Raw genomic sequence first — 12,184 nt, 5'->3', positions numbered from 1 at the left:
GAAGACATATAGCAACAGGCGCAAGCCTAATTCGCTTCGCGTTGGGATGCAGAGTCTGCACATCACCGGATCGTCGTCGGACCATGGGTGGATCGTAGCGCCGCTGAGCAACGCACGGCAGTGCCAGTACGCTCCGTACCGCCGCACTGCGAGGGGCCTCCACCATGCAGTTTCCGGTTCGGCCCTACGGCGGGCCGACGCGATCTCGTGTCACGGTGGGCCCCGTGGGGCTCGAACCCACGACCCGCGGATTAAAAGTCCGATGCTCTGCCAACTGAGCTAGAGGCCCGTACATCCACTCTAGAGGTTCGGCGGGGTGGTGCGCGTCGCGCTGCGTCGGGCGTGAGGGCATGAAGGTGCGCCGAACTCATGACCACTTCGGCGGATCCCTCATGTTTTCGGCGCATGGTCATGGATTCGGCGCACGTGGGCCCTCGCCCGGGGAGCCGCGCGTACGCTGGATGGATGCCTGAGTCGTTCCATAAGCCGGTGCGCCGGCCGTCGTCGATGTTCGACACGATCTTCGGCGGACATGACCCGGCCGACACCGCTCGCGTGGCGCATTCCACGGCGCACGCGCTGCTTTCGCGCGTGCGTGAAGATCCCGAGGCCGAAGTGGTCGAGCGGCTCGTCGCATTCACCGCGGAGCATGGTATAGACACGATCGCGTCGCTGTGGTCGCAGGCACCAGCCCGCAGCCTCCCCGGCGCGCTCTGGCGGATCTACCTGCTGCAGCTGATGGTCCACGAGGACGCCAACACGTCCAGCATCATCTATGAGCGTGGACGCCACGAGCTCGCCTCTGCCGATCCGATCGTCGCGGGAGCGCCGACACCGGCCGGGCCGGATGAGATGGTGGCGCTTGCCGATGCGATCCTCCGCGGAGTGTTCGACGGGGACTTCGCTGTCGCCCTCAACCGCGCCGCCTCGTTCAGTCGGGTCGAGGCATCGGGTGCGACGCACCTCGCGGACGACTACGAGCTCACCGAGCCGGAACGCTCCACCGCACTGACGACGAAAGCTCTGCGGTTGTCCACATTCGCCGCGGACCTCGATGCCGCGGCGGCCCACTGGCGTGCCGGCACCCTCACCTGAGACGGCAGCCGCCTCACCTGACGCAGGCATCGCTGGCTGAGCACCTGACCCGCCGACTTGGCTTCTGGCTCGTCAACCGGGCGCATGACTCGTCGACCGAGTACACGTCTTGTCGGCTGGGCGCTTGACTCGTCGACCGAGTACGTGGCTCGTCGGCTGCGCGTCTGAAGCTTCGGGTGAGCGTCTGACTCCTCGGCTTGCCGCCTGCTTCGCCGGCTTGCCGCTTGACTCGTCGACTGAGCGCTTGACTCGTCGGCTTGGCGCCTGGCTCGTCGGCTGCGCTTCGGAATCGTCGGGTGAGCGTCTGAATCGTCGACTTGCCGGCTGACTCGTCGGCTTGCCGCCTGACTCGTCGACTGAGCGCTTGACCGGACCAGTCAGTTGAGCTCCGCAGTCAAGATCCGTGCCGCGATACTCCGGGTCCGTGCCAGGACACGCCCGGATCTGCGCTGCCAATGCCACTGATCCCCAGCCTCGGAATACCTTCACGCACGACCGCGTTATGATCGAGTGCCGGGCCGCAGTAACCCCGGGCTCCAAAACTTGCCGCTCCGAGCGGCCTCGCGCCGAGAGGCGTTTCTGCGGCCCGGTCTTTCCTTGTCCGGGGTGCTCCGCGTGTCGATCAAACCCGCCGGACTAGGCTCAGGACATGACGCGCTTCGCACTGCTCATTCGGCCGGTTGCGGCTGATGACCATCGCTCCGGATTCTCTGACACGTTCGCCGAGACCGATCCGTCCGCACCCGCTCTGTCCGTCGGCGAGCTCAGCACGCAGCGGGGCGACGGGATCTTTGAGTCGATCGGCGTGGTCGACGGGCATGCGCAGGAAGTCGGACCGCACCTCGAGCGACTGGAGCACTCGGCGAGACTGTGCGATCTGCCCGCGCCGAACCTCACCCAGTGGCGCGAGGCGATCGCTATCGCTGCATCGCACAGCGGCCCAGGGGAGTACGTCATCAAGCTCATCCTGAGCCGCGGTGTGGAGCACGGCCCCACTCCGACGGCCTGGGTGACACTCGCTCCCGCCGCAGACAACTCGCAGGCGCGCACCGAGGGAATCGCCGTGGTCACCCTCGACCGCGGCATCGACAGCGAGGCGCCCGCGCGGGCGCCGTGGCTCCTGCTCGGAGCGAAGACCCTGTCGTACGCCGTGAACATGGCGGCGATCCGTGAAGCGCACAAGCGCGGTGCGGACGACGCGGTGTTCCACTCGTCCGACGGCATCCTGTTGGAGGCGCCGACGGCATCCGTCGTCATTCGTAGGGGTGACCGCTTCGTCACACCGGCTCCGGGCGCGGGGATCCTGCACGGCACCACGCAGATCAGCCTGTTCCAGTACCTGTCGTCGCGTGGATTCGAGGTCGGCTACGAGACGCTGCGCACTGAAGCCCTCGCCGAAGCCGACGCCGCCTGGCTGGTCTCGAGTGTTCGACTCGCAGCGCCGATCACGTCGGTCGACGAGAGTTCGCTGACCGTCGACGACGAACTCACCGCCGAGATGAACGCGTACCTCCTCTCGCCGCGCGACTGATGGCGGAGTTTGTCGAACTCGCCGCCGGGGAAGCGCGCGCGCTTCTGACGCCCACCGACGGTGCCGCCCTGCTGTCGCTGACGGTTGCGGGCGCGGAGTTCCTCGCAGCCGACCCGAGCGTCGCCGGTACAGGCGAGTGGGTCGGCGGCAACTACCCGCTCGCGCCGTGGCCCGGTACCGTGCCCTCGCGGGTCGCGCGCAATGGATCCGAACGGATCGACCTGCCGAGCCGCAGCCAGGGCAAGATCTCGCATGGATTCCTCCTGGATCGGACGTGGGACGTGACCGGGCAGGGCGGCAACTGGGTCGAGTTCGAGCACGAGATCACCGACGGCCCGTGGCAGGGCGTCGCGTGGCAGTCCTATCAGCTGTTCTCGGACCGACTCGAGGTGAATCTTGAATGGACGCTGGAGCAGTCCGCGCCGGTGGGGCTCGGATTCCATCCGTGGTTCGTTCGGGAAGCGGACGGAAGTCTCCCCGAACTCGACGCGGACTTCGACGAGCTGATTCTCGCGGATGACGCCGGCGTCGAATCGCTCTCGGACGAGCCGGCCGCGACGCCGCGCAACGCGGTGCATCGTGGTGCGCGCATCGTGCCGCGACTGCGCTGGAAAGACGGTAGGACCCTCGCCGTGGAGAGCGAGTCGCGGATCTGGGTGATCTACGAGCAGGATCCGCGCGGGATCTGCGTCGAGCCGTGGACCTGCACCCCGGGCGAGTTCGCGGCGGGGGAGCGGATCACGAACGCCGGAGGGACTGAGTCGCTGTCGATGAGGCTGCGCTGGTCGCAGACGGGCTGAACCCGACCTCGGCTTCGTTCACGAGCGTGTCGATGACGATCGACGACCCACGGCCATGACGAATGGCACTCCGAGCGACAGTATCGAGAAGGTCGCGGTGAAGGCACTGGTCGCGCCCATCAGCAAGGTCGCGGGCAGAAGACCTCCGGGACTCCACACGCGACCGGGGAAGCCGGGGCCGGCGAACGCGATGATCGTCATGAGCAGGATCGAGACGATACCCGCGAAAACGAGCGAATCGGGCAGGAGCTTCAGACAAAGCAGCCACAGCAGCGTCAACACTGCCGCCCCGATGAGCGTCAAGACGGTACCCGGCGCGATCCAGCTCAGCGCAGCCACGGCTCCGCCTCCGAGATAGAGCCCGACGCCGAGCGCGACGCCGATCAGAGCGGTGGCACCCCGGGTCCGCGAGCGAACCGGGGAAGCGGTTGACGGGCGCGCGCTCTCCAGGAAGGACATGCTCGCAGGCTATCGGCGGGTCGCCCGAAGCTCAACCAGGTCATCCGACTCCCTCGCCCGCGCAGGAGCGATCGTCGGCCTGCCCGTAATGTCATGAACGGAGGGGATTTCGTGCTGGCGAGTGCTGAGACCCCGACACTGTCCTCGCTTCGCGACGATGTCCTCGTTTCGCGACGCCGCCGGCGTCACACGCGCAATCAGTGCGGCGGGCACACCATGCTCAGCGCTCGGCGGCCCAGCAGAGGGGACGACGCGGCCCGCGCCTCACGGCCACGAGACGGCGCGTCAGCGCCGGCGGGCTCACGGCCACCTGACCTGTCCCGAATCGAGGAGATTTCGTCCCCGCGGGCGCCAAAAGTCGGGGATCGTCCTCGTCTCGCGACAATGTCCTCGTTTCGTGACGTCGCCCGCGCCTCACCCGTAGTCAGTGCGGTGGGGATGCACACCGCGTGTCGGCGTACGCAGTGATTGGAGGTCCAGCAGGGGCGATGCGGCCTCACGACCACGGCACGTCAACACCGGGGGACTCACGGCCACCCTGACCTGTCCCGAATCGAGGAGATTTCGTCCCCTCGGGCGCCAGAAGCCCGGGATCGTCCTCGTCTCGCGACAATGTCCTCGTTTCGTGACGCCGCCCGCGTCACGCGCTCAGTGCGCGTGGCGCGGCACGCACGCGTGACGGCGTGCGCAGCGGTCACCCTGGCAGTGCGACGTTTGCCCGCGCCGCGCCGCACCGCTCCGGGTCGGCACGTCTCAGCCAGGGGAATCGACCGCCACACCGACCTGTCCCGAATCGAGGAGATTTCATCCCCGAGAGGACCAAAAGCCCGGAATCGTCCTCGCTTCGCGACAATGTCCTCGTTTCGCGACACCACCGCGCACCACTCACCCGCGCGCCCACCACACCGCGCGCCACCCGCGCGCCGCTCACCCGCGGCACACGGGAACACAGAACGGGGCCGGCCTCGAAAGGCCGGCCCCGTTTCCGAGAAGCGTGGATCAACCGAAGCGGCCGGAGACGTAGTCCTCGGTGGCCTGGACGGACGGGGTCGTGAAGATCGTCGTGGTGTCCGCGTACTCGATGAGCTTGCCGGGCTTGCCGGTGCCGGCGATGTTGAAGAACGCCGTCTTGTCGCTCACCCGCGATGCCTGCTGCATGTTGTGCGTGACGATGACCACCGTGTAGTCGTTCTTCAGCTCGTTGATGAGCTCCTCGATCGCGAAGGTCGAGATCGGGTCGAGGGCCGAGCAGGGCTCGTCCATCAGGATGACGTCGGGGGAGACGGCGATCGCGCGAGCGATGCACAGACGCTGCTGCTGTCCACCGGACAGACCCGATCCCGGCTTGTCGAGACGGTCCTTGACCTCGTTCCAGAGGTTGGCGCCCTGCAGCGACTTCTCCACGAGCGCGTCCTGGTCGGACCTGCTCATGCGCGAGTTGTTCAGCTTGACGCCCGCCAGCACGTTCTCCTTGATGGACATCGTGGGGAACGGGTTGGGGCGCTGGAACACCATGCCTACCTGGCGGCGTACCATCACGGGATCGACCCCGGCGCCGTAGAGGTTGTTGCCGTCGAGGAGGACCTCACCCTTCACGTGCGCGCCGGGGATGACCTCGTGCATACGGTTCAGGGTGCGCAGGAAGGTGGACTTGCCACAGCCGGACGGGCCGATGAAGGCGGTCACGGTGCGCGGCTCGATGTTGATGGAGACGCCCTCCACGGCGAGGAAGTCGCCGTAGTAGACGTTCAGGTCGTTGACCTCGATGCTCTTGGACACGATGTTCCTTTCGGCTCAGCGGCCGGTCTTGGGGGCGAAGAACTTCGCGACGAGACGCGCGACGAGGTTCAACACCATGACGATGATGATAAGTGTGAGGGCACCGGCCCAGGCCCGGTCCACGTAGGCCTCGGGCGGGATTCCCTTGTTGGCCCACTCGGTGTACACGAACACCGGCAGGGTCTGCATGCGCCCATCGAACAGGTTGTAGTTCATCGACGCGGCAAATCCCGCGGTGATGAGCAGCGGTGCCGTCTCACCGATCACACGGGAGATGGCCAGCATGATGCCCGTGGTGATGCCGGCGATGGAGGTGGGCAGCACGACCTTGAGGATCGTCAGCCACTTCGGAACACCCAGCGCGAAGGCCGCCTCACGCAGTTCGTTGGGAACCAGGCGCAGCATCTCCTCGCTGGAGCGCACGACCACCGGGATCATCAGCACGGCGAGAGCTACCGAGCCCATGATCCCCATGCGGACGCCCGGCCCGAAGATCAGGGCGAACACCGCGTAGGCGAACAGACCCGCGACGATCGAGGGGATGCCCGTCATGACGTCCACGAGGAACGTGATGCCCTGGGCGAGCTTGCGCCCCTGGCCGTACTCCACGAGGTAGATCGAGGTGAGCAGGCCAATCGGAATGGAGATGACCGCGGCGCCGAGGGTGATGAGCAGCGTGCCGATGATGGCGTGCAGCGCACCGCCGCCCTCACCCACGATGTTGCGCATCGAGTTGGAGAAGAACATCACGTCGAAGCGGGCGACACCGTACGCGATGACGGTCCAGGCCACGGAGACCAGCGGGACCATCGCGATGACGAAGGCACCGGTGACCAGGGCGAGTACGAGGCGGTCAGTGGCCTTGCGGCGACCCTCGACGATGCCCGAGAGCACCGTCACGAGCACCACGTACGCGATACCGGAGACAACGAGCCAGCCGGCCACGCTGAAGGCCTCACCGCTGGCGGCGGAGACGAGGGCGAAGACCGCGCCCAGAGCGACGATCAGTCCGCCGAGGAGAGCCCAGGGGGCCCAGCGCGGGAGCTGACCGCGCGTGAGCGGAGCAGAGGCGGGAGCGGCCACGGTGGGAACGCTCGGGGGGACGATGGTGGAGGTCATCAGTTCGCTCCCGAGAATTCCTTGCGACGATTCACGAGCCAGCGCGCAGCGGCGTTGACGGCGAATGTCACGACGAAAAGGATGAGACCGGTGGCGATGAGCACGTTGATGTTCACCTTGTACGCCTCCGGGAATGTCAGCGCGATGTTCGCGGCGATCGTCGAGGGGTTGAGCGAGGTCAGCAGCTGGAACGAGACTGTTCCGGTCGCGGAGAGCACCATGGCAACGGCCATGGTCTCGCCCAGTGCGCGGCCGAGGCCGAGCATGGAGGCCGACACGATTCCCGAGCGACCGAACGGCAGCACGGCCATGCGCACCATCTCCCAGCGCGTGGCACCGAGCGCGAGCGCGGCCTCCTCGTGCAGCTTCGGGGTCTGCAGGAAGATCTCGCGGCAGATGGCGGTGATGATCGGGACCACCATGACCGCCAGCACCATGGCCGCGGTGAGGATGGTGTTGCCGGTCTTGGAGACGTCGCCGCCGAACAGCGGAATCCAGTTGAGGTTGGTGTTGAGCCACGTGTAGATGGGCTGAACGGCCCCGGGAAGCACGATGATGCCCCAGAGGCCGAAGACCACGGAGGGGACCGCGGCGAGCAGGTCCACCACGTAGCCGAGCGTCTGCGCCAGGCGGCGCGGTGCGTAGTGGGTGATGAACAGCGCGACGCCCAGCGAGAGCGGCACGGCCATCAGCAGGGCGAGGAAAGCCGCCCAGATGGTTCCGAAGAGTAGGGGCCAGACGTAGTCCCAGAAGTTCGTCTTCAGAACCGATGCGTCCTCGCTGGTCGCAGTGAAGGCGGGCAGGGACTGCACGATGAGGAAGATCGCAACAGCGGCCAGCGTGACCAGGATCATGGAACCCGCGAACAGCGCGGCTGAAGAGAACCAGATGTCTCCGGCGCGTCGTTTGGCGACGATGGGTTCATCGGTCGCGGCAGTGGTGGCTGACATGTCGCCTTTCCGTGAGGGGAGCAGAGGTGAGGGGTGCGGACCGGCGGTCCGCACCCCTCAGGTCATCACTTGATGGCGTCCACAGCGGCCTGAGCCTTCTCGCGGAGCGTGTCCGAGATGGGCGCCGAGCCGGCCGACGTGGCAGCGGCCTCCTGGCCGGCCTCGCTGATCGCGGCGGAGAAGAAGCCCTTCGCCAGCGCGCCGATCTCGGCGTCCTTGTACTCGCTGCAGCCGATCAGGTAGCTGATGAGCACGACCGGGTAAGCGTCCTTGGCGGTGGTGGTGCGGTCGATCTTGATCGCCAGGTCGGTGGCCTCACGGCCATCCTCGAACGGCGAGGCGTCGGCGGCAGCCGCGGCACCTTCGGCCGAGTGGCCGACGTACGCGTCGCCGACCTTGACCTTGACCGAGGCCAGGTCGCCGGCCTGGGACGAGTCGGCGTAGCCGATCGTGCCCTCGCCGCCCTTGACGGCCTCGATGACGCCCGAGGTGCCCTGACGAGCCTCGCCGCCCTCGAAGGGCCACTCCTCGACCGAACCGTAGGTCCAGGCCGCGGCACCCGTGGCCGAAAGGTAGTCGGTGAAGTTGCCGGTGGTGCCCGACTTGTCGGAGCGGTGCACCGGGCTGATGGTGCTGTCCGGCAGCTTCGCGTCAGGGTTCGTCGCGGCGATCGCCGGGTCGTTCCACTTGGTGATGGTGCCCGCGAAGATGCCGGCGAGCGTGGCGGGGTCCAGATCCAGGCTCTTGATGTCGGCGCCGAGGTTGAAGACGATGGCGATCGGCGAGATGTAGGCCGGGATCTCCACCAGCGCGCTGCCGTCGGCGCACGCCTCGAAGGTGCCGCCGGAGATCTCGTCGGTCTTGAACGCACGGTCGGAGCCGGCGAAGTTGAACGCGCCGGTGCCGAACGACTCGCGGCCAGCGCCCGAACCCTGCGGGTCGTAGCTGATGGTGGCATCCGGGTTGGCGATCTGGAAGTCCTTGGTCCACGTCTGGATGGCGACCTGCTGCGAGGTGGCGCCACCGCCGACGAGGTCACCCGCGAGGGCGGCGGACGTGGTGGTCTCGGACGAAGCCGAGGAAGAGCCGTTGGTCGGGTCCGTGGTGCCCGAGCCACCCTCGTTCGCGGCGCAGCCGGCGAGCGCGAGAGCGGCGACGGCGCCGATGGCGCCGATCTGAACAAAGCGGGTGAGCTTCACGAGGTGAATCCTTCACTGTGTCGGTTGGTGCCCTGGTGCAGGCACACGACGACCGTAGGTGTGGACTCTAAACAGGTGTCGCTGGCTACGTGAACGGGAGGTGAACGGGCGATCTCAGTTCGCTGCGTGCCGCTCAGATCCGAGACTCGTAGGTCTCGATCGAGACGATCCCGGATCCGGGGTTGGTTGCCGATAGGTGAACGACGCTGAACGAGGCGGGTTGCAGCTCCGCGGCGTCCACGAGATAGCGTCCCTCCACGGTTCCGGTGGCCAGGGCGATCTCATGGAAGATCTTGGGGATCACGGGCCGATGGCTGCACAGCACGGCCGGTTTGCGGGAGCGCACCCGCTTGCCGACGATCGTGCGGACCTCGTCTTCGCCCGCCTCGAACGCGTCCTGGCTGAGGCCCTCGGCCCGCACGATCTCCCGCCCGAGCGATGCCGCCAGCGGCACCGCCGTGGTCACGCAGCGCACCGCGGGGGAGGAGACGATCCGCTTCACCCCGAAGGCGCGCAGCGGACCCGCGATCTGCGCGGCCTGTTTGGTGCCGCGCGCGGTGAGCGGACGGGCGGTGTCCTCGCCCTTCCAGTCCGCGCGGGCCACCGCTCGGGCGTGGCGCAGCACGATGAGGGGGAAGGTCTCCAGCGCCCCGTCGTTGACCAGCTGCAGGAAGTTGTCCAGGATCTCCACGTCGACCGGATAACTGAGGTAGGTGCGCGCCCGCTTCGGCGACACCCACTCGATCCCGGCGACCTCGCGGTTGGGGACGAACGCTGAGGCTCGAAGGGCCGCCTCCGTGGCTTCGCCCGTCCAATAGTGCACGATCTTCTGTTTGCGGCTGGGAAGGCGATAGCGGGAGACGCCGACGGGCGCACCGAGCACGATGCGCACGCCGGTCTCCTCGAAGACTTCGCGCACGGCCGTTTCGGCGAGCGTCTCGCCGGGGTCGACCTTTCCCTTCGGGAGCGTGACGTCGGCGTACTTGGTGCGATGGATGACGAGGATGCGCAGCTTCCCCTCCACCATGCGCCAGACGACCGCGCCGGCCGCGTAGACCGCGGTGTCGCTCATCGCACCGCGCGAGCGCGGCGACGACGCGCGATCATGGCCATGGTCGCATCCTGTGCATCCACGAGCGGAGCGCCCTTCGCATCCGCCGAGTGTCGCGTCCACTCACCCTCGGAGCCGAGGTGCCAGGAACTGGTCCCCTCATCCATCGCCAGGGCGAAAAGGTCGTCGAGCTCGGTGAGGTGTGCCGGTGCGACCACGCGGATCAGCGCCTCCACACGACGATCGAGGTTGCGGTGCATCATGTCGGCCGAGCCGATGTAGAACTGCGGGTCGCCGTCGTTGTGGAACGCGAAGATGCGCGAGTGCTCCAGATAGCGGCCCAGAATCGAGCGCACCGTGATGTTCTCGCTGAGACCGGGGACACCGGGCTTCAGGCTGCAGATGCCACGCACCCACACCTGGACCTTCACGCCGGCGCCGGAGGCCCGGTACAGCGCGTCGATGATCTGCTCGTCCACCATCGAGTTGACCTTGATGCGAATCGACGCGTCCTTGCCGGCGAGGGCGTTGCGGCGCTCCTTGTCGATGAGTCGCAGCAGTCCCTTGCGAAGGTGACGCGGCGCTACGAGCAGTCGCTTGAACTTCTTCTCGATGGCGTAGCCGCTGAGCTCGTTGAACAGCCGCGTGAGGTCCTTGCCCACCTGGCCGTCGATCGTGAACAGGCCGAAATCCTCGTACAGGCGCGAGGTCTTCGGGTTGTAGTTGCCCGTTCCCACGTGCGAGTAATGACGGAGCACGCCGTCCTCCTCGCGGATGACGAGGGCCAGCTTGCAGTGGGTCTTCAGGCCCACCAGGCCGTACACCACGTGAACGCCGGCCTTCTCCAGCTGGCGTGCCCAGCTGATATTGGCGGCCTCGTCGAAGCGCGCCTTGACCTCGACGAGCGCGAGGACCTGCTTGCCGGCTTCAGCCGCATCGATGAGCGCCTGGACGATCGGGCTGTCACCCGACGTCCGGTACAGGGTCTGCTTGATGGCGAGCACGTGCGGGTCGCGCGCAGCCTGCTCCAGGAAAGCCTGGACGCTGGTGGCGAACGACTCGTACGGGTGGTGCACCAGCACGTCACCGCTGCGGATCGCGCGGAAGATGTCGGCACGGCTCTCGTTGCCGACGGGTCGGAACGGCACGGCTGTCACCGGCACGTGCGGCGCATACCGCAGCTCAGGGCGATCGATGCGGGTGAGCGAGAACAGGGCACGCAGATCGAGCGCGCCGGGGAGGCGATACACCTCCTGGTCGGTGATGGAGAGCTCCTTCAGCAGCAGCTCCAGCGTCACCTCGTCCATGTCGTCGGTGATCTCGAGTCGGATCGGCGGCCCGAATCGACGACGCATGAGCTCGGCCTCGAGCGCCTGGATGAGGTTCTCGGTCTCATCCTCCTCGATGACCATGTCCTCGTTGCGCGTGAGGCGGAAGGCATGGTGATCGATGACCTCCATGCCCGGGAACAGGTCGCTGAGGTGGTTGGCGATGAGGTCCTCGATGAGGATGTAGCGGACGCCGCCGGAACCTGGCACCTCGATGAAGCGCGGCAGCATCGGCGGCACCTTGAGACGCGCGAACTCGGTGCGCCCCGTGCGCGCGTTGCGGATGCGGATGGCGAGGTTCAGCGAAAGACCGGAGATGTACGGGAATGGGTGGGCCGGGTCGACGGCGAGCGGCATCAGCACCGGGAACACCTGGGCCTGGAAGTACTCCGCGAGGTGTGCACGGTCTGCTTCATCCAGCGTGTCCCACGACACCACGGAGATTCCCGCATCTGTCAGCGCCGGACGTACGGAGTCGGTCCAGGCCCGCGCGTGGCGGAGCTGCAGCCGATGAGCCTCCGCGGAGATGTCTGCCAGCACATCGGCGGGAGCGCGTCCCACATTCGTCGGGACAGCGAGACCGGTGATGATGCGGCGCTTGAGACCCGCGACGCGCACCATGAAGAACTCGTCGAGGTTGCTGGCGAAGATCGCCAGGAAGTTCGCGCGCTCGATCAGGGGCGTTGTCGGGTCTTCTCCGAGCTCGAGCACCCGCTGGTTGAACTTCAACCAGCTCAGCTCGCGATCCAGGAAACGGTCGTCGGGGAACTGGTCATCCGATTCCACGGCAAGCACGTCGAAGTCGTCGTCGTCCTCGCCCAGTCCGGCGTCAGGAATCGTCGTGTCGATCATGTGCTCATCCTTACAGTGGCG

The 12,184-nt window shown here is 67.0% G+C and carries 10 protein-coding genes and 1 tRNA gene; 3 read left to right on the top strand and 8 right to left on the bottom strand.

Annotation, left to right across the window (positions count from 1 at the left end; translation table 11 throughout):
- Positions 1–216: 216 nt before the first annotated feature.
- A tRNA-Lys gene (locus ACI3KU_RS01500) sits at positions 217–289 on the bottom strand.
- 176 nt (positions 290–465) lie between these two features.
- Here ACI3KU_RS01500 and ACI3KU_RS01495 point away from each other — a divergent pair.
- The 3 genes from ACI3KU_RS01495 to ACI3KU_RS01485 all read left to right on the top strand — a co-directional run bounded on the left by ACI3KU_RS01495 (position 466) and on the right by ACI3KU_RS01485 (position 3,426).
- Positions 466–1,095 carry a DNA-directed RNA polymerase subunit beta gene (locus tag ACI3KU_RS01495; protein ID WP_404920517.1) on the top strand — a complete coding sequence of 210 codons (630 nt, stop codon included), beginning with the start codon at positions 466–468 and terminating at the stop codon, positions 1,093–1,095.
- 649 nt (positions 1,096–1,744) lie between these two features.
- Entirely contained in the window at positions 1,745–2,626 is an 882-nt protein-coding gene (locus ACI3KU_RS01490; RefSeq protein ID WP_404920516.1) for an aminodeoxychorismate lyase, read from the top strand.
- A complete protein-coding gene (locus ACI3KU_RS01485; protein WP_404920515.1) occupies positions 2,626–3,426 on the top strand; it encodes a hypothetical protein in 801 nt (266 codons plus the stop codon). Before ACI3KU_RS01490 ends, ACI3KU_RS01485 begins: the two co-directional genes overlap by 1 nt.
- Positions 3,427–3,444: 18 nt before the next feature.
- On the opposite strand, the gene ACI3KU_RS01480 is transcribed toward ACI3KU_RS01485, so the two are convergent.
- The 7 genes from ACI3KU_RS01480 to ACI3KU_RS01450 form a co-directional block, all read right to left on the bottom strand.
- Positions 3,445–3,885, bottom strand: coding sequence for a hypothetical protein (locus tag ACI3KU_RS01480; RefSeq protein ID WP_404920514.1), 441 nt, complete (start codon positions 3,883–3,885; stop codon positions 3,445–3,447).
- Positions 3,886–4,884: 999 nt separating this feature from the next.
- A complete protein-coding gene (gene pstB / locus ACI3KU_RS01475) occupies positions 4,885–5,664 on the bottom strand; it encodes a phosphate ABC transporter ATP-binding protein PstB (protein ID WP_404920513.1) in 780 nt (259 codons plus the stop codon).
- Between the two features lie 15 nt (positions 5,665–5,679).
- On the bottom strand, positions 5,680–6,783 hold the full coding sequence (pstA, locus tag ACI3KU_RS01470) for a phosphate ABC transporter permease PstA (RefSeq protein WP_404920512.1): 1,104 nt from the start codon (positions 6,781–6,783) through the stop codon (positions 5,680–5,682).
- Positions 6,783–7,733 carry a phosphate ABC transporter permease subunit PstC gene (gene pstC / locus ACI3KU_RS01465; protein WP_404920511.1) on the bottom strand — a complete coding sequence of 317 codons (951 nt, stop codon included), beginning with the start codon at positions 7,731–7,733 and terminating at the stop codon, positions 6,783–6,785. Before pstC ends, pstA begins: the two co-directional genes overlap by 1 nt.
- 65 nt (positions 7,734–7,798) lie before the next feature.
- A complete protein-coding gene (locus ACI3KU_RS01460; protein ID WP_404920510.1) occupies positions 7,799–8,932 on the bottom strand; it encodes a phosphate ABC transporter substrate-binding protein PstS in 1,134 nt (377 codons plus the stop codon).
- 133 nt (positions 8,933–9,065) lie between these two features.
- Entirely contained in the window at positions 9,066–10,004 is a 939-nt protein-coding gene (locus ACI3KU_RS01455; protein ID WP_404920509.1) for an NUDIX domain-containing protein, read from the bottom strand.
- Positions 10,001–12,163: an RNA degradosome polyphosphate kinase gene (locus ACI3KU_RS01450; RefSeq protein WP_404920508.1), complete on the bottom strand. Its 2,163-nt coding sequence runs from the start codon at positions 12,161–12,163 to the stop codon at positions 10,001–10,003. The genes ACI3KU_RS01455 and ACI3KU_RS01450 overlap by 4 nt, the downstream gene beginning before the upstream one ends.
- Positions 12,164–12,184: the final 21 nt, after the last annotated feature.

The sequence above is a fragment of the Microbacterium sp. ZW T5_56 genome (assembly GCF_044987425.1).
GTDB lineage: Bacteria > Actinomycetota > Actinomycetes > Actinomycetales > Microbacteriaceae > Microbacterium.
The sequence above is the reverse complement of the archived record's forward strand: the minus strand, read 5'-3'. Positions and strand labels throughout refer to the sequence as shown.

Coding starts and splice junctions, on each gene's coding strand:
- ACI3KU_RS01480 (WP_404920514.1), bottom strand. CDS start 3,885: ATGTCCTTCCTGGAGAGCGCGCGCCCGTCAACCGCTTCCCCGGTTCGC.
- ACI3KU_RS01455 (WP_404920509.1), bottom strand. CDS start 10,004: ATGAGCGACACCGCGGTCTACGCGGCCGGCGCGGTCGTCTGGCGCATG.
- ACI3KU_RS01485 (WP_404920515.1), top strand. CDS start 2,626: ATGGCGGAGTTTGTCGAACTCGCCGCCGGGGAAGCGCGCGCGCTTCTG.
- pstC (WP_404920511.1), bottom strand. CDS start 7,733: ATGTCAGCCACCACTGCCGCGACCGATGAACCCATCGTCGCCAAACGA.
- ACI3KU_RS01450 (WP_404920508.1), bottom strand. CDS start 12,163: ATGATCGACACGACGATTCCTGACGCCGGACTGGGCGAGGACGACGAC.
- ACI3KU_RS01495 (WP_404920517.1), top strand. CDS start 466: ATGCCTGAGTCGTTCCATAAGCCGGTGCGCCGGCCGTCGTCGATGTTC.
- pstA (WP_404920512.1), bottom strand. CDS start 6,783: ATGACCTCCACCATCGTCCCCCCGAGCGTTCCCACCGTGGCCGCTCCC.
- ACI3KU_RS01490 (WP_404920516.1), top strand. CDS start 1,745: ATGACGCGCTTCGCACTGCTCATTCGGCCGGTTGCGGCTGATGACCAT.